This window comes from Micrococcus sp. HG099 (assembly GCF_024723355.1).
Taxonomy (GTDB): Bacteria; Actinomycetota; Actinomycetes; order Actinomycetales; family Micrococcaceae; genus Micrococcus; species Micrococcus endophyticus.
The window spans coordinates 1-20475 of the sequence record NZ_JANQCJ010000033.1 but is presented as its reverse complement, the minus strand read 5'-3'; the positions used below and the strand labels follow the sequence as shown (position 1 = coordinate 20475).

Genomic DNA, 20475 nt, shown 5'->3' with positions numbered 1-20475 from the left:
ACGCCACCTCACCCCCCCCACGCCATCCCGCCCCACGATCCCGAGGACACCATGCTCTGGACCCTGCTGCGCCGCCACGGCCGCCCCTACCTGGGCGCCGTGACGGCCGTCGTCGTGCTGCAGCTGATCAGCACGCTGGCCATGCTGTACCTGCCCAGCCTCAACGCCCGCATCATCGACGAGGGCGTGGCCCGCGGGGACACGGACCGCATCTGGGACCTGGGCCTGGTGATGCTGGGTGTTGCGCTCGTGCAGGTGATCGCGGCGATCGTGGCCGTGTGGTTCGGCGCGAAGGTGGCCATGGGCATCGGCCGGGACCTGCGCCGCGCCGTGTACACGCGCGTGGACGGGTTCTCCGCGGAGGAGCTGGGCCGCTTCGGCGCGCCCACGCTCATCACGCGCGGCACGAACGACGTGAACCAGGTCCAGATGGTCACCCTCATGGGCTTGAACTTCATGGTGGCGGTGCCGATCATGGCGATCGGCGGCATCATCATGGCCGTCCGGGAGGACCCGGGACTGTCCTGGCTCGTGTGGGTCTCGGTGCCGGTGCTGTTGGTGATCGTGGCGTGGATCGTGGCGAAGCTGATGCCGCTGTTCCAGCGCATGCAGGACGACATCGACCGCGTCAACGGCGTGATGCGTGAGCAGGTCATGGGCATCCGCGTGGTCCGCGCGTTCGTGCGCGAGCCGCACGAGTCCGCCCGCTTCTCGGACGCCAACGCGGCCCTGACGCGCACCTCGGTGCTGATCGGCCGGCTGTTCGTGCTGCTGGGCCCCGTGATCACCATGATCCTGCACCTGGCCACGGCGGCGGTGCTGTGGTTCGGCGGCCACCGCGTGGCGGACGGCCTCGTGGAGGTCGGCGCGCTCACCGCGTTCATGCAGTACCTGCTGCAGATCCTCATGGCGGTGATGATGGGCACCTTCATGATGATGATGCTTCCGCGCGCCGTGGTCTCGGCCGGGCGCATCGGCGAGGTCCTGGACACCGTCCCCACCCTGGCCGAGCCGGTGAACCCGGTGACGCCGGTGGACCCGCGCGGCGCCGTCGAGCTGCGAGACGTGACCTTCGCGTACCCCGGGGCCGAGGCCCCGGTGCTGGACGGGGTGAGCTTCACCGTGGCGCCGGGCAGCACGACGGCGATCATCGGCGCCACCGGCTCCGGCAAGTCCACGCTGGTCAACCTCATCCCGCGGCTCTACGACGCCACCTCCGGGCAGGTGCTGATCGACGGGGTGCCCGTGACCGAGCTGGCGCGGGCGGAGCTGACGCGCGCCGTCGCCCTGGTCCCGCAGAAGCCGTACCTGTTCTCGGGGACGGTGGCGGAGAACATGCGCTTCGGCGCGCCCGAGGCCACCGAGGAGGAGATCTGGGCCGCGCTGGAGACCGCGCAGGCCGCGGGCTTCGTGCGGGAGCGGACCACGGGCGAGGGGGAGACGGCGGCCACCGGGCTGGACTCGCGCCTCTCGCAGGGCGGCACGGACGTCTCCGGCGGCCAGCGCCAGCGCCTGTCCATCGCGCGCGCCCTCGTGGCGCGGCCGCGGATCCTGCTGTTCGACGACTCGTTCTCCGCGCTCGACGTCGCCACGGACGCCCGCCTGCGCGGCGCCCTGGACGCGACGGCGGCGGGCACCACGCGCATCGTCGTCGCCCAGCGGGTGGCCACCATCACCGAGGCGGACCAGATCATCGTGCTGGACGAGGGCCGCGTTGTCGGCCGCGGCACGCACGCCGAGCTGCTGGCCGGCAACGAGACGTACAAGGCGATCGTGGACTCCCAGGTCCGCGCGGAGGAGCTGGCATGAGCGGGACCGAGAAGCACGGCTCCACCGCCGCCCCGCAGGGCGAGGTCGGGGAGCTGACGGACGCCGAGATCGCGGCGTTCCAGGAGGCCGGCGTCACGGACGAGTGGGGCGAGGGGCCACCCCGCAAGGCGAAGGCGTTCTGGCCGTCCGCGATGCGCCTGCTGGGCCTGTTCGCGCCGGAGCGGACGGGCCTGATCCTGGTCTCGCTCATGGTGCTGGTGGCCGTGGTGCTCAACGTGTGGGCGCCGCACGTGCTGGGCCAGGCCATGGACGTGATCTTCGGGGGCCTGATCTCGCGGGACATGCCGGCCGGGCTGAGCCGCGAGCAGGTCATCGAGGGGCTGCGCGGCCAGGGCCAGGGCCAGGCCGCGGACATGCTCTCCGGCATGGCGTTCGTGCCCGGGCAGGGGATCGACTTCGCGGAGCTGGCGCGGCTGATCCTGATCGTGCTGGGGATGTACGTGGTGGCGCAGCTGTTCATGTGGCTGCAGGGCCGCGTGCTGAACGACCTCGTGATGCGGATCGTGTTCCGGCTGCGCGAGGACATCGAGGCGAAGCTGAACCGGCTGCCGCTGAGCTACTTCGACACGCGCCAGCGCGGCGACCTGCTCTCGCGCACCACGAACGACGTGGACAACGTGCAGCAGGCCATGCAGCAGGCGTTCGCCACGCTCGTGTACTCGGTGCTGACGATCATCGGCATCATCGGCATGATGTTCTGGCTCTCGTGGCAGCTGGCGCTGATCGCGCTGATCGCGCTGCCGGTGGCCGGCGTGGTGGTGGGCGTGATCGGCAAGAGGTCGCAGGCGCTGTTCACGGCGCAGTGGCGGGAGACCGGCCGGCTCAACGGACACATCGAGGAGTCCTTCACGGGGCACGAGCTGGTGACGGTGTTCGGCCGGCAGGCGGACATGGCCGAGCGCTTCGACGAGCGCAACGAGGCCATGTACGAGGCCTCGTTCAAGGCGCAGTTCTACTCCGGGATCATCATGCCGATCATGCAGTGGGTGAACTGGCTGGGGTACGTGGGGATCGCCGTGGTGGGCGGACTGCGCGTGGCCAACGGCCAGATGACCCTCGGCGCGGTGACGGCGTTCATCCAGTACTCGCGCGAGTTCAACCAGCCGCTGGGCCAGGTGGCGGGCATGTCCAACATGCTGATCTCGGGCGTGGCTTCGGCGGAGCGCATCTTCGAGCTGTTGGACGAGGACGAGCAGGCCGCCGACGACGAGGTGGCGCGCCGCGCGTCGGACGACGACGTCGCCGAGCCCGCGGACGCTTCCGTGCGGGAAACGGGAGCCTCCGCGGACGACGACGTCGCCCGCCTCCCGCAGCCGGTGCGGGGGCGCGTGGAGTTCGAGCACGTGCGCTTCTCCTACACCCCGGAGAAGCCGCTCATCACGGGCCTCGACCTGGTGGCCGAGCCGGGGCAGACCATCGCGATTGTGGGCCCCACGGGCGCCGGCAAGACCACCCTGGTGAACCTCGTCATGCGGTTCTACGAGGTGGACGGCGGCCGGATCCTGCTGGACGGGGTGGACATCAGCACGGTGCCGCGGGCGGAGCTGCGCGCGGCCACCGGCATGGTGCTGCAGGACGCGGTGCTGTTCGGCGGCACCATCCGGGAGAACATCCGCTACGGCCGGCTGGACGCCACGGACGAGGAGGTCCTCGAGGCGGCGAAGGCCACCTACGTGGACCGCTTCGTGCACACCCTCCCGGACGGCTACGACACCGTGATCGAGCAGGACGCGGAGAACATCTCCGCGGGCGAGCGGCAGCTCATCACCATCGCCCGCGCGTTCCTCGCCCAGCCGTCGCTGCTGATCCTGGACGAGGCCACCTCCTCCGTGGACACGCGCACGGAGGTGCTGGTGCAGGAGGCGATGGCCGCGTTGCGCTCGGACCGGACGAGCTTCGTGATCGCGCACCGGCTCTCCACCATCCGGGACGCGGACGTGATCCTCGTGATGGAGCACGGCGACATCGTGGAGCAGGGCTCGCACGAGCGGCTGCTGGCGGCGAAGGGCGCCTACCACCGGCTCTACATGAGCCAGTTCCGGGGCGGGGAGCAGGCGGACGACGACGACGGCGGCGGCGGCACCCCGGAGACGTGATGCGCGCGGCGTGAGGGTGGGCGCTGGAGTGGCGAGGCTGCCGGTTCCGCCCATGGAGCCCGGACATGCGGGGCGCACGGGGACGTGACCGGGCCGATCATCGCTCCGCGCCTGCCGGGGTGGCCCTGCTCAGTCGTGCCATGACGGCGAGGGCCACTCAGAGTGGCACTCCAGCGTGGGGTGAGGCCCGGCCAACGTGCGGCCGGAGTGCCAATCCCTGAAAATTCCCTTGTATCCGAGCAAGGTGGGTTATAGCTTGTGACGCAGCTCATAGCGAGCTCTTGTCCTGAGGAGGATCACCATGGGAATGAAGCAGTGGGCTAGTCGAGCTGGTGCTGGCGTCGCCGTCGCAGGCTTGTTGGCAATCTCCGCGGCGGTCCCGGCCCAGGCGCTGACCGAATCCGGTAGGCAGGACTGCAGCGCCGGAGGCGGGTATGTAGGACTGCGTGTCGAACAGCAACGACTCACGGACACGATGCTGTTCGACGTCGGAGGGAGGACCGAGGTGAAGTCCCAGCGGTACAACTACGGTTTCGACTCCGGTCTTCGCCTGTCGCAAAGCTGGAAGGGAACCTCTGCTTCGCTCCTCATGTCGGGCACTTACGGCTACTGCTACTACCCGTACTGAGTAGTGGATTCCTCGTGACGTCACGCATCACTGCGGCGGCCGCGTTCACCGCGGCCGCCGCCCTGGCCCTCACCGGGTGCGGGGCCCAGGTGTCCTCCAGCGCCGACCGTCCGTCGACGGGGGCGGCTTCGTCCCCACGGACGTGGGACCCCGCCACATGGACTGCGACCGAGAAGATCGACCAGCGGGCGACCGACGAGGCCGAACGGGAGCGGTGGTACCAGGACCTCAAGGCACGCCATGCGAACGGTCTCGGTCTTGACGACCCCCCACCCGTCACACGTCGAGGATGGGCCACCTCGGTGGAGGAGCACGAGAGGTGGGTGTCACAGTGCATGACGGAGCGCGGGATCCCTGCCGCGTACTCCGAAGTGCGGGGCGGACTCTCCTGGGACACCCCTCCCGAGTCGCAGCAGGAGGCCGTGAATCTGGCCTTCTGGACCTGTTCGTTCACCTTCCCCGTCGACCCCAGCATTTCGCAGGACTGGTCCGAGGCCCAACTGAGGCTGGTCTACGACTACTGGGATCAGTACGCCATCCCGTGTCTCGAGGACCACGGCATCACCGTGGACACCTCCACGCGGCCGTCCAAGGAATCCTTCGTGACCGCCTTCCACACGCAGGACCGTCACTTGTGGTGGCCCGTGACGGACTCCCTCATCGGCCTGAATGACTCCCGATACGCCGAGGTCGTCGCCGCCTGTCCCGAGCTGCCCTCCGACGCCGTCCTCTACGGATTCGACGGATGAGCCGTCCCGTCCGGTGGGTCACGTCCGTGCTCGCCCTCCTCGTCGTCGCCGCGCTCGCGTTCTGGGCCGGCAGGGTCACCCTCACCCCTCCGGCCCACACCGAGCAGCGCCCGTCCGAGGACGCGCTCGTCACCGTCGCCGAACAGGAGCTCGGCCGTGTCATCACCCTCGGCGTCTCCGTGACCCGCGACCAGGCGCCCGCCGCCGTGAACGCGTTGGCCGGCGTCGTCACCCGAGCCGGGCAGTCCGGCGAGGCGGCCGCCGGGGACGTGCTGTACGCCGTCGCCCAGCAGCCGGTCATCGCCGCCCAGGGCGAGCTGCCCCAGTGGCGGGCCCTCGGGCCGGACGTCGCCGGCAGCGACGTCACCGCGTTCCAGCGCATGCTCGCCGCCACCGGCGCCGAACTCACGGCCACCGGCACGTGGGACGACGCCACCGCCGACGCCTGGATCGACTGGCTCACCGAGCGGGGATACCCGTCCGCGGACACCGTGGAGCTCGGCCAGCTCGTGGTGGTGGACGCCCTCCCGGCCGCGCTCAGCGTGGATGCGAAGGCCACGGCCGCCGGCAGCTCGCTCGCCGGCGGTGAGGCCATCGTCGCCCGCCCCGGAGACGAGCCCGTATTCGTCCTCGAGGTCAACCAGGACCAGGCGGCCCTGATCCCTCCCGGCACCGCGGTGACCGTGCCCCACGGCGAGCACGAGTGGGAAGCCGTGGCCGGCGAGTCCACCGCGGACGACCAGGGGTTGATCCGCATCCCCCTCACCGCCCCGGACGGCGGCGTGGTCTGCGCCGACGCGTGCGGCTCCCTGCCCGCCGAGGCCTCCACCTCCCTGCTCTCGAAGGTCAACGTGGTGCCCCCCGTCACCGGGCCCGTAGTCCCCGTGTCCGCGCTGCGCACCCAGCCCGGCGGCGCCGTCGTGGTCACCGTGGTCCGCGACGGGGCCGAGGAGGCGCGTCCCGTCACCGTCCGCGGCTCCGCCGACGGCCTGGCCGTGGTGGACGGCGTGGACGCGGGGGAGACCGTGCGCGTGCTGAACGGCGCGCCGTGAGCACGGCGCCCGCCCCCACCGGCACGACGACGGCGCCCGCGTTCGCCGCGACACCGCCGGAGCTGTCCGTGGCGGACCTCCGCTTCGCGTACACCCGCGGCGCGGAGGAGCTGTTCGACGGCCTCACCCACCGCTTCGCCCCCGGCGCGGTCACGGCTCTGACCGGACCGTCGGGGCGTGGCAAGTCCACCCTGCTGTACGTGCTGGGGCTCATGCTCACGCCGTCGGCGGGCGTGGTGCGCCTGGGCGACGTCGACGCCTCCGCCCTCCCGGACCGGGACCGGGCGCGGCTGCGGGCCACGTCCGTGGGGTTCGTGTTCCAGGACTCCGAGCTGGACCCGTCCCGGCCCATCCTGGACTCCGTGGTGGAGCCCGGCCTCTACGCCGGCCTGCCCCGCCGCGGGCTCGAAGGCCGGGCCCGGACCCTGTTGGAGCGCTTCGGCCTGGGGCACCGGGCCGAGCACCGGCCCGGGCAGATCTCCGGCGGGCAGGCGCAGCGCGTGGCGGTGTGCCGCGCCCTCGTGAACACCCCCGCGGTCGTGCTGGCCGACGAGCCCACGGGCAACCTGGACCCGGACAACGCCTCCCTCGTGCTCGACGCCCTGGCCGAGGCCGCAGGGGAGGGGCGCACCGTGGTGGTGGCCACGCACGACCCGGCCGTCGTCGCCCGCGCGGACGAAGTGGTGCGACTGTGAGCCCGGAGGCCCGCCCGTGACCCTGCGGACACTGCTGCGCGAGGCGCTCACCGCCGCCCGCACCTCACCCGTGCCCTCCACGCTCGTGCTGCTGGTGGTGGCCGCCATGTGCTTCGCGGCCGTCGCCACCGTGGGCCGCCAGGCCGCCACGGAGGCCGCCGTCGCCGCAGAGCTCTCCGGGCCCGCCGCGCGCGTGCTCACCGTCACCGACACGGGCGGCACCGGCTTCCTCACCGGCGCCACCGTGGCCACGCTGGCGGGCCTCGACGCCGCCGAGGCCGCCCTGGCCCGGGACATCCCCGTGGACGCGGTGAACACGGCGATCGGTGCGGGCGGGACGCCCGTGGCGGTGACCCACGTGGCCGGCACCCTGGACCGCGGCATCGAGCTCACGCGCGGCCGCCTGCCGGGCCCCGGAGAGGTGGTGGTGCCGGAGGCGAAGCTCGCCGAGCTGGGATTGGCCCAGCCCTCCGGGGCGCTCGACGCCGCCGACGGACGCCAGTGGGCCGTGGTGGGCGCGTTCGAGGCGCGCACGCCGTTCGAGGACCTCGACGGGTACGCGCTCGCCGTGCCCGCGGCCCCGGCCACCTTCGTCCTGCAGCAGGTCCGCGTCCTGGCCCCGGACTCCGCCGGGACCCGCGCCATGCAGGACTCCGCCCTGGCCGTGATCGACCCCGACCCGCGCTCCTCCCAGGTGCAGACCGCCCGGGCGCTGGCCGCCGGGAGCCAGGCGATCACCGGCGAACTGGCCGGGCTCGGCCGATCCCTGCTGCTGCTGATCCTCGGCGCCGGGGCGTTCTTCGTGGCGATCGTGGTGCTCGCGGACGTGCTGATCCGCCGCCGCGACCTCGGCCGCCGCCGCACGCTCGGCATCGGCCGCGCCGACCTCGTCCTGCTCGTGGCGGTCCGCACCGCCGTGCCCGCGGTGCTGGGCGCCGCGGCGGGCGCCGGGGCCGGGTACGCCGTCGTCGCCGGCCAGGGCGGCGCGCTGGGGCTGGACTTCGTGGAGGGGGTGGCCGTGCTGGCCGCGCTCACCGCCGTGGTGGCGAGCCTGCCCCCGGCGGCCTTCGCCGCGTTCCGCGACCCCGTGCGGGTGATGCGCACCGCGTGACGCCCGTCGGCGTCAGCGTCGGCGTCAGCCCGTCCGGGGCCGCCGCTACCCTCGAGGCATGCCCGCCGCCGCCCCCACCGTCACGACGCCCCCCGCCACGCCCCGTGAGCGGCAGTCGGTGCTGCGCACCCTGCGCACCCCGCGGTGGCTGGGCACGGAGGTGCTGGCCGCCGTCGTGGTGGCGCTCGCGCTGATCCCGGAGGCGATCGCGTTCTCGATCATCGCGGGCGTGGACCCGCGCGTCGGGCTGTTCGCGTCCTTCACGATGGCGGTGACCACGGCGATCGTCGGCGGCCGGCCCGCCATGATCTCCGCGGCCACGGGCGCCGTCGCCCTGGTGGTCGCCCCGCTGTCCCACGAGCACGGGCTGGACCACCTCATCGCGGCGATCATCCTCGGCGGGCTGATCCAGGTGGCGCTCGGGCTGCTCGGCGTGGCCCGGCTGATGCGCTTCATCCCGCGCTCGGTGATGGTGGGATTCGTGAACGCGCTGGCCATCCTCGTGTTCACCTCCCAGCTCCCGGAGCTGATCGGCGTCCCGTGGCTCGTGTACCCGCTGACCGTGCTCGCGCTGGGCATCGTGCTGCTGCTGCCGCGCCTGACCACGGCGGTGCCGTCCACGCTCGTGGCGATCGTCGTCGTGACGGCCCTCGTGATGGCCGCCGGCTGGTCCGTGCCGCGCGTGGGGGACCGGGGCGAGCTGCCGGACGCCCTGCCCGGCCTGTTCCTGCCGGACGTGCCGCTGACCTGGGAGACGCTGCGGCTGATCCTGCCGTTCAGCGTGGGCATGGCCGTGGTGGGGCTGCTCGAGTCCCTGCTCACGGCCAAGCTCGTGGACGACGTCACGGACACCCGCTCGGACAAGACCCGCGAGTCCTGGGGGCAGGGCGTGGCGAACATCGTCTCGGGCCTGTTCGGCGGCATGGGCGGCTGCGCCGTGGTGGGCCAGACCATGATGAACGTGAAGGCCAACGGCGCCCGCACCCGCATCTCCACGTTCCTGGCCGGCGTGTTCCTGCTGGTGCTCGTGGTGGCGCTCGGGGACCTCGTGGGGCAGATCCCCATGGCCGCGCTCGTGGGCGTGATGGTGTTCGTGGCCGGCGCCGCCTTCGACTGGCACTCCGTGCGCCCCGCCACCCTGCGCGCCATGCCCCGCTCCGAGACGGCCGTGATGGTCCTGACCGTGGCCGCCACCGTGGTCACCCACAACCTGGCGATCGGCGTGGGCGTCGGCGTGCTCACCGCCATGGTCCTGTTCGCGCAGCGCGTCTCGCGGCTCGCGCGCGTGGAGCGCGTGGTGACGGACGACGACGGCGCGAGGGCCGTCTACCGCGTGCACGGGGAGCTGTTCTTCGCCTCCTCCAACGACCTCTACTCGCAGTTCGAGTACGCGCTGGACCCGCCGCGCGTCGTGATCGACCTGAGCGCCGCCCACGTGTGGGACGCCTCTACGGTGGCCGCGCTGGACGCCGTGGTGACCAAGTACGCGCAGCACGGGATCGCCGCCGAGGTGACGGGGCTGAACGAGGCCAGCGCCGCCATGCACGCCCGGCTCACCGGGCGCACGGGGGCCTGAGCGGCGGGCGCCTCAGGCGCCGCGCCGCGCGTCGACGGCGAGGAAGGCCAGCATGGCCGCGCCCGCGAGCACCGCCGCCACCGCGCCCGCCGGGGCCCCGACCACGGCCGCCGCGATCACCCCCGCCAGTCCGATCGCCGTGAGCGCCCCGCCCAGCCACGCGAACACGCGCGCCCCGAACGCGGACGCGAACGGGATGAAGTGCAGCCCCACCGCCACCACGACGACGGCCGGCTGGGCCGCCTCGATCCCCAGCGCCCGCACCAGGTGGGGCGAGGCGATGATCAGCGCGACCATGCCGAGCACGCTGAGCCCGTAGATGGGGCCGGCGTGGCGGGAGGGGGCCCCGACGTCGCGCAGGCGACGCGGGGCGAGGACGACCGCCCAGGCCGCCGCGGCGAGCAGCGCGATCCAGGCGACGAGCGTGACGGTCGGCCAGGGGGAGGGCAGCTCGGGGCGGCTGAGCAGCATGAACAGGCTGCCGCCGACCATGCCGACGACCGCCCCGAGGACGGCCGGGTGCATCGGGTGCGCGATGCCGCGTGCGTGTGTGGAGTCCCGTTCCATGCGGCCAGTATGCAGGGAGTGCGGGCACGGGTGTGAGCGGGGGCGCCTGGAGGCTCCCGTTTCTCGCACGAAAGTGCCCGGGGAGGCTCCCGTTTCCCGCACGAAAGTGCCGGGGGCCGCGGTCAGGCGGTGACGAACTCCCACTGGTGGCCGTCCGGGTCCACGATCTCGCGGGAGTGCATGCCGGAGTCCACCATCTCCTCGCGCAGGTCCACGGGCAGCGGCACCTCGGCGGCGCCGGCCTCGATCGCGCGGTCGGCCAGGGCGTCCACGGCCGCGGCGTCGCCCACGGTCAGCGCCATGAGCGCGGAGTTGGTGGTCATGCAGTCGGCGATCTCGCGGTCGCCGATGAAGTCGGTGTAGTAGCCGGGGGAGAGGTACATCGCGAAGGTGGACTCGGTGAGCTCGATGCACACCGAGTTCTCGTCCGAGAAGTCTTCTATCGCCTGTGCGCCGAGGGACGTCCAGAACTCGCGGATGCGCTCGGTGTCCGTGGTGGGCAGGTTGATGAAGACCGGCTGGGAGAACAAGGCCATGGGGAGCACCGTAGACGAGGCGATCGGCCCACCGCCACCGCGCGCGTGTCGCGGGCGCGCGGGCGTGGGGTGGGCCACGGAGCCGCTCCCGACGACGGCGCCCGCGGCCTGGCGCGTCCGCCCCCGTTGGTAGCGTGACCGCCATGAGCGTTCCTCCCTCCGGCCCGCACGACGGCGCCCCCTCGTCTCCGGCGCCGGCCCCCGGCCCGGTGCCCGGCGGCTGGCCGCCGTCGGGATGGCCCTCGGACCGCCGGGGCGCTCCCGTGACTGCCGCCGCTGCGCCCGCCGGCCCCTCAGGACAGGGCGTGCCCGCGGGCTGGCCCGGGCGGACCCCGGGCCCCCGCACCGCGCCGGACTGGGAGCCCGGGCGCTTCCACTGGGGGGACGCCGTGGTGGTGCTGGCCTACGCGGGGCTGATGCTCTTCGGCCTCGGCCTGCCGCTGGCCATGCTGCTGGGCCTGGTGCCGGGGGACCTCGCGGCGTTCGACCTGGTCCGCGACGGGTTCACGGTGAACATCGTCAGCTACGCGATCCTCACGGCGCTCGTGCTGATCGTGGCCTGGCGGCCGCTCGTGACGTCGCTGCGGGTGTTCCGCACGGGCACGTGGTGGAAGATCCTGCTGCTGCCCGCCGTCTGGTTCACCTGCATCCTCGTGAACGTGCTGGTGCTGAGCCTGATCGGCGAGGCGCAGACCAGCGCCAACCAGGCCGCGCTCGAGGAGATGAGCACGCAGGCCCCGCCCGTGCTCATGATCCTCATGACCGTGGTGGGCGCCCCGCTCGTGGAGGAGTACCTCTTCCGGCACCTGCTGGTGGGCAAGCTCTCCCGCTGGGTCAACGTGTGGGTGTGCGCCGTGGTCTCGGTGCTGGCGTTCACGCTGCTGCACTTCCTCGGCACGGGCGGGCAGTTCGACCTCGTGGAGACCGTCCCCTACCTCACCCTCGCGATCGCGATCACGGTGACGTACATCCTGATGGGCCGCTCGTTCGGGTACGCGGTGCTGCTGCACATGGTGAACAACGGCATCGCCATCGCCATGCTCTACCTCGTGGCCCCCCTGCTGCCGGACACACTGCCCGAGCCCACGGCCCCGACCACGGCGCTGGCCCCGCTGCTGGCCCTGCTCGGCTGACGTGGCGGAGCCCCAGGGATCGACGGCCGCGCCCGCCCCGCAGGACGGGCGCGCCCTCACGCGGCGCATCCTCGCGCTCGCCGTCCCCGCGTTCGGCGCGCTCATCGCCGAGCCGCTTTTCCTGCTCGCGGACACCGCGATCGTGGGACGCCTGGGCACGCCGGAGCTGGCCGGCGTGGGGATCGGCACCACCGTCCTGCACACGGCCACCGGCCTGATGATCTTCCTGGCCTACGCCACCACGCCGGCGGTCGCGCGGCTGATCGGCGCGGGGGACCACGCGGCGGCCATGGACCGCGGCCGCGACGGCGTCTGGCTGGGCCTGCTGCTCGGCGCGGCGCTCGCGGTGCTCGGCTGGATCGCCGCGCCCTGGCTGACCGGGGCGCTCGGTGCCACGGGCGAGGTGCAGGAGCACGCGGTGGCGTACCTACGCTGGTCCATGCCGGGCATCCCCGCCCTGCTGGCGGTGCTCGCGGCCACCGGCGTGCTGCGCGGGCTGCAGGACACCGTGACCCCGCTCGTGGTGGCCGGCGCCGGGTTCGCCGTGAACATCGGGCTGAACTTCGCGCTCGTCTACGGGGCGGGCCTGGGCGTGGCCGGCTCCGCGATCGGCACGTCCGTGGTGCAGTGGGCGATGCTCGTGACGTACCTGTTCGTGCTGGCCCCGCGCTTCCGCCGCGCCGGGACCTCGCTCGCGCCCCGGGCGAGCGGCATGCGCGCCACCGCCCAGGTGGGCTCGTGGTTGCTGCTGCGCACGGCCAGCCTGCGGGCGGCCATCCTGATCACCGTGATGGCGGCGGCCGGGGCCGGGGACATGACCCTGGCCGCGCACCAGCTCGTGTTCACCCTGTTCTCCACGCTCGCCTTCGCCCTGGACGCCCTCGCGATCGCCGCGCAGGCCCTGATCGGCGCCGAGCTCGGCGCGTCCCGGCCCGCCACCGCCCGCCGGCTCACGAACGTGATGGTGCGCTGGGGGCTGGGCTTCGGCGTCGTCACCGGCGGGCTCCTGGCGCTCGCGGCCCCGTGGCTGCCCGCCCTGTTCACCACGGACCCGCAGGTGCAGGCCGCCGCCACCGTGGGGCTGTGGGTGCTCGCCGCGGGCCAGCCGATCGCCGGGTACGTGTTCGTGCTGGACGGCGTGCTGATCGGCGCCGGCGACGCCCGCTACCTCGCCCTCGCCGGCCTCCTGAACCTCGTGGTCTACGCGCCGGCGCTCTGGGTGCTCGCGCAGATCGCGGCCGGCGGGCTCGGCTCGACCGCGGCCTGGCCCGGACCGAACGCCGCCGTGCCCGACGCCGGTGTGCGGCTGGGCCTGCTCTGGCTCGGCTTCGCGGGGGTCTACATGGGGATGCGGGCGCTCACCCTCGGCTGGCGGGCCCGGCGCGACGACTGGATGCGCGTCGGCGCCCACTGAGCCGGCCGCCGTCGTCCGCCGCCTCTCCTAGACTGTGCCGGTGGCTACCGTGCAGACCCCCCTCGAGATCTCGTCCGTGGTGTTCAAGCCGATCCTGATCCGCGCCGTAGTGGCGCTGGCGTTCGGCCTGACCACCGTGTTCGTCGCCGCGCCCGGGCTGACGTGGATGAAGGTGTCGCTCGCGCTCTACCTCGCGTTCTCCGGCTCCGCCATGTGGGAGTACCTGCGCCGCGAGCCGGTCCCCGTGGCCATGCGCTCCCCGCTGTCCATGGCGGCCGCGGCCTGGATGCTCGGCGTGATCGTGCTGCTGTTCCTCGACACCCCGGCCAGCGTGGGCCTCGCCGCCGCCGCGGCCCTGGTGCTCGGCGGCGCCGCCGAGCTCGTGGCCTGGGCGCGGCACCGCCGCGAGTTCATCCCCGCCCGGGACCAGCTGTGGACCGGCCTCGTGGGACTGCTCTCCGGCCTCGGCGTGGCCTTCGGCGCGCTGCAGGGCTTCGGCCCGCACGCCCTGCTCGGCATCGCCGGCGGCGGCGCCATCATCATCGGCGTGCTGCTGCTCGTCTCCGGCCTCGGCTTCCACCACGAGGTGCGCCGCGACCGTGGCACGGCCAGGGGCCTCTGAACCGGGTCGACGTCGCCGTCCTGACCCGCTTGGCGGACGTTCGCCGGGGGAGGACCCCGGGGCCCCGAGGGGCCACCCGCCGGCCGGACGCGTAGACTGGCTCCGGTCCGCCGCGCCCCGAGGGCCTCAGCCCCGGGCGCCGCCGCGGACCACGCCACCCGAGCCGCCCCCAGCCGTCAGGAGCCACGCCGTGAGCGCACCGTCCCCCCGCCCGTCCGCCGATCGCGCCGGAACCGGCCGCCCGGCACGCGGTGGCCTGCGCACCACGGTCAAGGGCCCGCTCGTGTTCTCCGCCGTCCTGGGCGTGATCGGCGGCGTGATCGCCGGCATCACCGCCTCCGGCGGCACCCAGAACCCGCTGCGCATCGACATCGCGCTGATCGCCTTCGGCGTCTTCTTCATGACCTCGCTCGTGGTGGTGGCCATGCTGCAGCTCGCCGCGCGCGAGAACCCGGACCACCTCTCCCAGGGCTCCGGCGTGAACCGGTCCTCCGAGGAGATGTTCCGCAAGGCCGCCGCCGACCGCCGCGCCCAGGCCGCCGCCGAGCGTCGCGAGCAGGGCGGCACCGGAGGCGACGCCCCGCGCGCCTGAGGCCGGCGCCTCAGAACCCGAGGCTGCGTGCCTCCCGCCGCAGCGCGTCCGCCGAGGCGTGCAGCGCCCGCATCTCCGCATCGTCCAGCTCGGGCTGGATCACGCGTGTGACGCCGTCGCGCCCCACCACGGACGGCATGGACAGGGCGACGTCGGAGAGCCCGTGGACGCCGTCGAGCACGGTGGAGACCGGCAGGATGGCGTGCTGGTCGCGCAGGATCGCCTCGAGCAAGCGGGTCGTGGCCACGCCGACCGCATACGTGGTGGCGCCCTTGCCCTGGATCACCTCGTACGCGGCGTGCACCACGGTGTCCGCCACCGCGTCCAGGTCGGCGCGGGTGAACAGCGGGTCGGTCGGCGTCGGCCACTCCAGGATGGGCGTCGGGCCGATGCGCGCCGAGCTCCACGCGGGGAACTCCGTGTCCCCGTGCTCGCCGAGGATGGCCGCGTGCACCGATGACGCGTGGACCTGCGCCCGCGACGCCAGCAGCCACCGCAGGCGGGACGTGTCCAGGAGGGTGCCCGAGCCGATCACCCGGCCGGCAGGCAGACCGGTGAGGCGCTGGGCCACCAGCGTGAGGACGTCCACGGGATTGGTGACGAGCACGATCAGCGCGTCCGGCGCGTGCTCCTGCACCTGGGGCAGCAGGCCGCGCAGGATCTCCACGTTGTGCGCGCCGAGGTCGAGGCGGGTCTGCCCCGGCTTCTGCTTGGCGCCGGCCGTGATCACCACGACCTCGCAGTCGGCCAGGACGTCCGGGTCCGCGCCGCCGGTCATCGCGGACGCAGAGGTGAACGGGGTGCCGTGGGCCAGGTCGAGGACCTCGGCGCGGACCTTGGGCTCGTCGATGTCGTAGAGGGCGACCTCACGGGCGACGCCGCGGATCAGCGCCGCGTAGCAGATCGCGGTGCCGACGCCGCCGGCCCCCACGACGCCGACCTTGCGGTGGGCGGGTCCGAGGGACGCGGGGGCGGCGGGGGTGTGCTCGCTCATGCCTCGCAGACTAGGGGTGTCCGGTCGGCCGACGGAACCTCGAGGCAGCCCCGTTCCCCGATGTTCAGCGCCGGGTCACCTGGCGGGCGGGGCCGGGTCAGTCCTTCTTCTTGTCCGACTTCTTCTTGCCGGCCTTCTTCTCCGCCTTCTTGCCGGCCTTCTTCTCCGCCTTCTTGCGGGCCTTCTTCTCCGCCTTCCTGCGCTCCTTCTTCTCCTTCTCGGTCTCCTGGCGGGGCTCGTCGGCGGGGGCCGCCTCATCCATGACGGCCTCCGGCGCCTCCGCCTCCTCCGGCCCGGCCGGATCCGTCGCGGGTGCGGCCTCCGCCGCCTCGACCAAGCGTGCCCGGTAGGAGCGCACGTGGGTGCGGTTGGCGCAGTTGGCCTCGTCGCAGAAGCGCTTGGACCGGTTCCGGCTGGCGTCCACGAGCGCGTTCTCGCAGTCCTCGCCCTCGCACACGCGCAGGCGGGTCAGCTCGCCGTCCATCGCGGTCTCCGCCAGCGCGAGGGCGGCCATCGCGGCCAGCCGCTCCACCGCGTCGGCGGGGACCTGTGCCGGGGCCAGCCCGACGACGTCGCCCCCGGCCGTCAGCCGCAGCGGGCCGGCCTCGGCCAGCAGCTCGTTGACGGCGTCCACGGCGGCGGACTCGTCCGTGGCGGCCAGCGCCCACACCCGGGTGAGGCGCTCGCGCAGCTCGCGGGCCCGGACGGCCGCGGCGGCGGCCAGGCGCAGGCGGACCTCCCCCTCCTGCAGCTCCGGCACCAGCGCGGGCAGCTGCGTGGCGGCGGTGAACCGCTCCGGCTCCTCCTGGCCGCCGCGCGGACCCGGCGCGGTGTTCAGGAACGCGGCGACGGAGGACAGGCGGGCGAGCGTGCGGGGCGAGAGCATGGCGCCAGCGTACGGCGGGGCCCGGCCCGGCGTCACCGGCCTCAGGCCGCCCGCCTCACCGCCCCCGTCACCGCGCACTGCGACGCCCGCCGCGTCACGCATCCCGTCGGCCGGCGAGCCCCCCAGGTCACCTGGCTTCACAGCGGGACCGGCTCCGCGACGAGCGCTGACAGGTCCAGTAGCCTGGCGCACAGCATGCCCACGGCGTCTCGCGCGGGCACACCCGGGGCCGGTGGGGCCCCCGACACCAGCACAGGAGCCACCATGTCGCAGACCACCGAGGCGGGCGGCCGCCTCTCCGCCGGACACGTGATCGTCAAGACGCTCGAGTCCCACGGCGTCCGACGCATCTACTCCGTCCCCGGCGAGTCCTACCTGGACGTCCTCGACGGCCTGCACGACTCCCAGATCGAGAACGTGGTCTGCCGCCACGAGGGCGGCGCCACCTACATGGCCGAGGCCGACGGCAAGATGAACGAGGTCCCCGGCATCGCCATGGTGACCCGCGGCCCCGGCGCCGCCAACGCCCACGTGGGCCTGCACACCGCATGGCAGGACTCCACCGCCCTCGTCCTCTTCGTCGGCCTGATCCCCTTCGAGCACCGAGAGAAGGAGGCGTTCCAGGAGTTCGACCCGCACGCCTGGTTCGGCACCGGCGCCAAGCGCGTCATGGTCCTCGACCACGCCGACCGCGCCTCCGAGATCGTGGCCGAGGCCATGTTCGCCGCCACCTCCGGCCGCCCCGGGCCCGTCGTCGTCGGCCTGCCGGAGGACGTGATCCGCGAGCAGATCGACGCGACCCTGCACCCGGTGATCCCCGTGGCCGCCGGCGGCATGACCGTGGAGGACTGGAAGTCGCTGCACTCCGCGCTCAAGGAGTCCAAGAAGCCGCTGTTCATCACCGGCGGCAACGACTGGACGGACGAGGGCGCCCAGCAGCTCACCCAGTGGCTCGAGGACCACAAGATCCCCGCCGCCGCGGAGTGGCGCACCGAGGGCACCGTGCCGTTCTCCTCCCCGTCCTACGTGGGCCCCATCGGCTACGGCCGCCCCAAGCCCACCTACGACCTGCTCGAGGAGACCGACCTGATCGTCTTCATCGGCACCGTGCCGGGCGACGTCGTGACGGACGGCTTCAAGATCCGCCAGAACTGGGACAAGAAGAACTTCCTCGTCACCATCGACCCCTCGCTGCGCGGCCGCTCCGGCCCCGTCTCCCACCAGATCGTGGCCAAGCCGGACGTGTTCGTGCGCGACCTCGTCCGCATGGACCTGGACGTCAAGCCCGAGTGGGAGGAGTGGACCTCCCGCATGCGCGGCGAGCAGGAGAAGTTCGCGGCGCTGCCGCCGGCCGAGCCCTCCGAGGGCCAGGCCAAGATGGCCACCCTCATGGCGAACCTCATGCCGAAGCTGCCGAAGGACTCGATGATCTCCCTCGGCGCCGGCGAGCACACCAACTGGGCGCACCGCTACTTCCCCACCGAGGGCTACCGAGCCATGATCTCCGCGCGCAACGGCTCCATGGGCTACTCGGTGCCCGGCGCCGTGGCCGCCTCGCTGAACTTCCCGGACCGCACCGTGGTGACCATCGCCGGCGACGGCGAGTTCCTCATGAACGGCCAGGAGCTGGCCACCGCCGCCCAGTACGGCGCGACGCCCCTGGTGATCGTCATGGACAACCAGGAGTACGGCACCATCCGCACCCACCAGGAGCGCGAGTACCCCGAGCGCATCTCCGGCACCCAGCTGAAGAACCCCGACTTCGCCGGCATGGCCGAGGCGTTCGGCGGCCTCGGCATCCGCGTGGAGAAGGACGCGGACGTGCCGGCGGCCGTCGACGCCGCGCTCAAGGCCGTCCAGGAGGAGGGCCGCTTCGCCCTCATCCACCTGATCGTGGAGCAGCGCGTCAAGGCCTACTGAGGCCGGCGGCGCGGCGCGGTCCGCGCCGCCCCTCCGGTCAGGCCGCCGTCGTGGGAACGTCGAAGCGCAGCTTCGGGACGGGGAAGGGTGCACCGTCGAGGCCCGTCTCGACCCGGTCCCGCAGCACGCCCCCGCACGCACGGATCGTGGCCACGGAGGCGGTGTTCGTCTCGTCGCACGTGAGCAGGGCGGCGGGCACCCCGCGCGCGGCCAGCATCGTCAGCGCGCCGCGCAGCAGGCGCACGGCGTGCCCCCGCCGCCGGAACGCGGGGCGCACCGCGTAGCCCACGTGCCCGTTGACGTGCCGCAGCGCCTCGTTCAGCTCCCACCGCACGGACGCCCGGCCCACCAGCTCGCCGTTCTCGTCCACGCCCACGTAGAAGGACGCGGGCACGCGGCCGGGTCCGACGTCGCCACGCGCGTCGGCGGCGAACGCGCGGCGGATCGCTGGGAAGGAGCGGGTGCCGGCCATCAGGAAGTCGAACCCCTCCCGCTTCAGCTCCGCGTCCGCCTCGCGCGCCGCGATCTCGTCCGCGGTGCGCAGCGGGCGCAGCAGGAGGCCGTCCACGGTGACGGTGGGGCTAGGGTCCGGGAGCATGTGCCGAGTGTACGAGGGTGGACGCCGGTCGCGGCTGTGTGAGCCGCCCGCCGCCCCACCCCTTCTCCCCTCCCCACCCCCGCGCCGTGAGCCAGACGTTTCAGTCGCGACCAGCCCCTGATTGCAGCCGAGACGTCTGGCTCGCGGCGACGTACGCGGCCCTGCGCGCGACCCAGCCCACGGCACAGCTCTCGGTGTACCCTCTGGGCCGCCCCCCGGCGCCAGCTGTGGTGACGTGGGTCACGTTGGGGGCTAGGGTGAGGGGACCGACGATCGCCCATCCCCAGGAGGCCGCGATGACCCTGCCGCCCTCGTCGGCGGAGCACGCTCCCGCGCCCGCGCTCGAGGCTCGCCCCGAGCTGCCGGGCGAGACCGTGTCCCGCGTCGCCATGACGCCCGCGGCGCTCGAGCTGATCCGCCGACTCCTCCCGATCCATGGCCCGCTCATGTTCCACCAGTCCGGCGGCTGCTGCGACGGCTCCGCGCCCATGTGCTATCCCGCCGGCGACTTCACGACCGGCGCCGCCGACGTCCTGCTGGGCACCTTCGCGCTGCCGGCCGAGGGGGACCAGGACGCCGTGGAGATCCCGTTCTGGATGTCCGCCGCCCAGTTCGAGTACTGGAAGCACACCCACCTCACCCTGGACGTGGTGGACGGGCGCGGCTCCGGTTTCTCCGTCGAGGCGCCCGAGGGCAAGCGGTTCCTGATCCGTTCACGGTTGATGGCCGGCTCGGGATGAGCTCGACCCTCGCCACCGGCGCCTACCGACGCGCCGTGGACCGGGCCCACGAGTCCCTCGACTCGGTCCGCCTGTCGCTCGCGCCGTCGTCGCCCACCGCTCCGACCGGCGCGGACCAGGGCCTGCGCGCCGCCCTCCAGGGGCTGCGGCGAGAGGTCCGCGAGTCCTGGCTGCGCTCCCTCGGCGCCCTCACCCCCGCGGGGTCGGCCCTCGACGCCGGGGCGGCCGCGACCGCGCCCGCGGTGCCCGGCCAGACCGACCCGGCCACCCTCGCCGACGACGACCTCGCCGCAGCCCGCCGCGAGCAGCGTCTCGCCGTGGCCCTGCCGGTGGTCCGCCGCATGCTCATCCACCCCGCGGCCGAGGCCGGCATGCTCGCCGCGATCGGCAACGCGCGCGGCCACCTGCTGTGGGTCGAGGGCGACCGGACCGCGGTGCGCCACGCTGAGACCATGGGCTTCGTGGCCGGCGCCGACTGGTCCGAGGCGTCCATGGGCACCTCCGCCCCCGGCATCGTCCTCGCGACAGGCGCCCCCACGCAGGTCAGCGGCGGCGAGCACCTGAGCCCGCGCGTGCACCCGTGGAGCTGTTCGGCCGTCCCGCTCACGGACCCGGCCACCGGGCGGCTCGTCGGGGTCCTGGACCTCACGGGCGGCGAGGATGCCGTCAGCCACCTCGCCCTGCCGCTGCTCCAGGCCACCGTGGACGCCGTGCACGCCGCCTGGCGGGACCTGCC

Annotated in this window: 20 protein-coding genes; 15 read left to right on the top strand and 5 right to left on the bottom strand. The window is 73.5% G+C overall.

All coding sequences use genetic code 11. The features are described 5' to 3' along the window. The first annotated feature begins 51 nt into the window (after positions 1 to 51). The 8 genes from NWP10_RS04810 to NWP10_RS04775 all read left to right on the top strand — a co-directional run bounded on the left by NWP10_RS04810 (position 52) and on the right by NWP10_RS04775 (position 9737). Positions 52 to 1809: an ABC transporter ATP-binding protein gene (locus NWP10_RS04810; RefSeq protein WP_258300061.1), complete on the top strand. Its 1758-nt coding sequence runs from the start codon at positions 52 to 54 to the stop codon at positions 1807 to 1809. Then, positions 1806 to 3926, top strand: coding sequence for an ABC transporter ATP-binding protein (locus tag NWP10_RS04805; protein ID WP_309137696.1), 2121 nt, complete (start codon positions 1806 to 1808; stop codon positions 3924 to 3926). The genes NWP10_RS04810 and NWP10_RS04805 overlap by 4 nt, the downstream gene beginning before the upstream one ends. Positions 3927 to 4227: 301 nt before the next feature. Then, on the top strand, positions 4228 to 4554 hold the full coding sequence (locus NWP10_RS04800; protein ID WP_020480209.1) for a hypothetical protein: 327 nt from the start codon (positions 4228 to 4230) through the stop codon (positions 4552 to 4554). A gap of 422 nt (positions 4555 to 4976) precedes the next feature. Next, positions 4977 to 5303: a hypothetical protein gene (locus NWP10_RS04795; protein ID WP_258300059.1), complete on the top strand. Its 327-nt coding sequence runs from the start codon at positions 4977 to 4979 to the stop codon at positions 5301 to 5303. Beyond that, positions 5300 to 6355 (top strand): hypothetical protein, encoded by a 1056-nt coding sequence (locus NWP10_RS04790; RefSeq protein WP_258300058.1) that lies wholly within the window; start codon positions 5300 to 5302, stop codon positions 6353 to 6355. The genes NWP10_RS04795 and NWP10_RS04790 overlap by 4 nt, the downstream gene beginning before the upstream one ends. Beyond that, a complete protein-coding gene (locus NWP10_RS04785) occupies positions 6352 to 7050 on the top strand; it encodes an ABC transporter ATP-binding protein (RefSeq protein WP_258300057.1) in 699 nt (232 codons plus the stop codon). Before NWP10_RS04790 ends, NWP10_RS04785 begins: the two co-directional genes overlap by 4 nt. A 16-nt stretch (positions 7051 to 7066) precedes the next feature. Next, a complete protein-coding gene (locus NWP10_RS04780) occupies positions 7067 to 8161 on the top strand; it encodes a permease (RefSeq protein ID WP_258300055.1) in 1095 nt (364 codons plus the stop codon). A gap of 58 nt (positions 8162 to 8219) precedes the next feature. Then, positions 8220 to 9737: a SulP family inorganic anion transporter gene (locus NWP10_RS04775; RefSeq protein ID WP_258300054.1), complete on the top strand. Its 1518-nt coding sequence runs from the start codon at positions 8220 to 8222 to the stop codon at positions 9735 to 9737. 12 nt (positions 9738 to 9749) lie between these two features. Here the strand turns inward: NWP10_RS04775 and NWP10_RS04770 are convergent, their stop codons facing one another. Both NWP10_RS04770 and NWP10_RS04765 read right to left on the bottom strand, forming a co-directional pair. Next, positions 9750 to 10304, bottom strand: a complete 555-nt coding sequence (locus NWP10_RS04770; RefSeq protein WP_258300053.1) for a hypothetical protein — start codon at positions 10302 to 10304, stop codon at positions 9750 to 9752. A gap of 122 nt (positions 10305 to 10426) precedes the next feature. Then, complete coding sequence (locus NWP10_RS04765; RefSeq protein ID WP_158493875.1) at positions 10427 to 10840, bottom strand: VOC family protein; 414 nt, start codon at positions 10838 to 10840, stop codon at positions 10427 to 10429. Between the two features lie 305 nt (positions 10841 to 11145). Here NWP10_RS04765 and NWP10_RS04760 point away from each other — a divergent pair, with 305 nt between their 5' ends. The 4 genes from NWP10_RS04760 to NWP10_RS04745 all read left to right on the top strand — a co-directional run bounded on the left by NWP10_RS04760 (position 11146) and on the right by NWP10_RS04745 (position 14601). Beyond that, complete coding sequence (locus NWP10_RS04760; protein ID WP_258300052.1) at positions 11146 to 11973, top strand: CPBP family intramembrane glutamic endopeptidase; 828 nt, start codon at positions 11146 to 11148, stop codon at positions 11971 to 11973. Between the two features lies 1 nt (position 11974). Then, entirely contained in the window at positions 11975 to 13387 is a 1413-nt protein-coding gene (locus NWP10_RS04755; protein WP_258300051.1) for an MATE family efflux transporter, read from the top strand. Positions 13388 to 13427: 40 nt separating this feature from the next. Next, positions 13428 to 14009 (top strand): hypothetical protein, encoded by a 582-nt coding sequence (locus NWP10_RS04750; protein ID WP_258300050.1) that lies wholly within the window; start codon positions 13428 to 13430, stop codon positions 14007 to 14009. 190 nt (positions 14010 to 14199) lie between these two features. Continuing rightward, positions 14200 to 14601 (top strand): hypothetical protein, encoded by a 402-nt coding sequence (locus NWP10_RS04745; RefSeq protein ID WP_258300049.1) that lies wholly within the window; start codon positions 14200 to 14202, stop codon positions 14599 to 14601. Between the two features lie 10 nt (positions 14602 to 14611). Here NWP10_RS04745 and NWP10_RS04740 read toward each other — a convergent pair whose 3' ends face one another. Then, positions 14612 to 15595: an L-lactate dehydrogenase gene (locus NWP10_RS04740; RefSeq protein ID WP_258300048.1), complete on the bottom strand. Its 984-nt coding sequence runs from the start codon at positions 15593 to 15595 to the stop codon at positions 14612 to 14614. 97 nt (positions 15596 to 15692) lie between these two features. Further along, entirely contained in the window at positions 15693 to 16481 is a 789-nt protein-coding gene (locus NWP10_RS04735) for a CGNR zinc finger domain-containing protein (protein WP_017488977.1), read from the bottom strand. A 264-nt stretch (positions 16482 to 16745) separates the two neighbouring features. Between NWP10_RS04735 and NWP10_RS04730 the strand changes: the two genes are divergently transcribed. Then, on the top strand, positions 16746 to 18401 hold the full coding sequence (locus tag NWP10_RS04730; protein ID WP_017489228.1) for a thiamine pyrophosphate-dependent enzyme: 1656 nt from the start codon (positions 16746 to 16748) through the stop codon (positions 18399 to 18401). A gap of 37 nt (positions 18402 to 18438) precedes the next feature. Here the strand turns inward: NWP10_RS04730 and NWP10_RS04725 are convergent, their stop codons facing one another. After that, the gene (locus NWP10_RS04725) at positions 18439 to 18999 is read right to left on the bottom strand and encodes a GNAT family N-acetyltransferase (RefSeq protein ID WP_258300047.1); all 561 of its coding nucleotides are present in this window, start codon (positions 18997 to 18999) and stop codon (positions 18439 to 18441) included. Positions 19000 to 19295: 296 nt separating this feature from the next. Here NWP10_RS04725 and NWP10_RS04720 point away from each other — a divergent pair, with 296 nt between their 5' ends. Further along, the gene (locus tag NWP10_RS04720) at positions 19296 to 19739 is read left to right on the top strand and encodes a DUF779 domain-containing protein (protein WP_017489226.1); all 444 of its coding nucleotides are present in this window, start codon (positions 19296 to 19298) and stop codon (positions 19737 to 19739) included. After that, a partial coding sequence (locus NWP10_RS04715) for a GAF domain-containing protein (RefSeq protein ID WP_258300046.1) occupies positions 19736 to 20475 on the top strand: 740 nt, incomplete at its 3' end. The genes NWP10_RS04720 and NWP10_RS04715, both read left to right, overlap by 4 nt.

Coding starts and splice junctions, on each gene's coding strand:
- NWP10_RS04725 (WP_258300047.1), bottom strand. CDS start 18,999: ATGCTCCCGGACCCTAGCCCCACCGTCACCGTGGACGGCCTCCTGCTG.
- NWP10_RS04775 (WP_258300054.1), top strand. CDS start 8,220: ATGCCCGCCGCCGCCCCCACCGTCACGACGCCCCCCGCCACGCCCCGT.
- NWP10_RS04770 (WP_258300053.1), bottom strand. CDS start 10,304: ATGGAACGGGACTCCACACACGCACGCGGCATCGCGCACCCGATGCAC.
- NWP10_RS04740 (WP_258300048.1), bottom strand. CDS start 15,595: ATGAGCGAGCACACCCCCGCCGCCCCCGCGTCCCTCGGACCCGCCCAC.
- NWP10_RS04735 (WP_017488977.1), bottom strand. CDS start 16,481: ATGCTCTCGCCCCGCACGCTCGCCCGCCTGTCCTCCGTCGCCGCGTTC.
- NWP10_RS04800 (WP_020480209.1), top strand. CDS start 4,228: ATGGGAATGAAGCAGTGGGCTAGTCGAGCTGGTGCTGGCGTCGCCGTC.
- NWP10_RS04790 (WP_258300058.1), top strand. CDS start 5,300: ATGAGCCGTCCCGTCCGGTGGGTCACGTCCGTGCTCGCCCTCCTCGTC.
- NWP10_RS04805 (WP_309137696.1), top strand. CDS start 1,806: ATGAGCGGGACCGAGAAGCACGGCTCCACCGCCGCCCCGCAGGGCGAG.
- NWP10_RS04810 (WP_258300061.1), top strand. CDS start 52: ATGCTCTGGACCCTGCTGCGCCGCCACGGCCGCCCCTACCTGGGCGCC.
- NWP10_RS04765 (WP_158493875.1), bottom strand. CDS start 10,840: ATGGCCTTGTTCTCCCAGCCGGTCTTCATCAACCTGCCCACCACGGAC.
- NWP10_RS04720 (WP_017489226.1), top strand. CDS start 19,296: ATGACCCTGCCGCCCTCGTCGGCGGAGCACGCTCCCGCGCCCGCGCTC.
- NWP10_RS04730 (WP_017489228.1), top strand. CDS start 16,746: ATGTCGCAGACCACCGAGGCGGGCGGCCGCCTCTCCGCCGGACACGTG.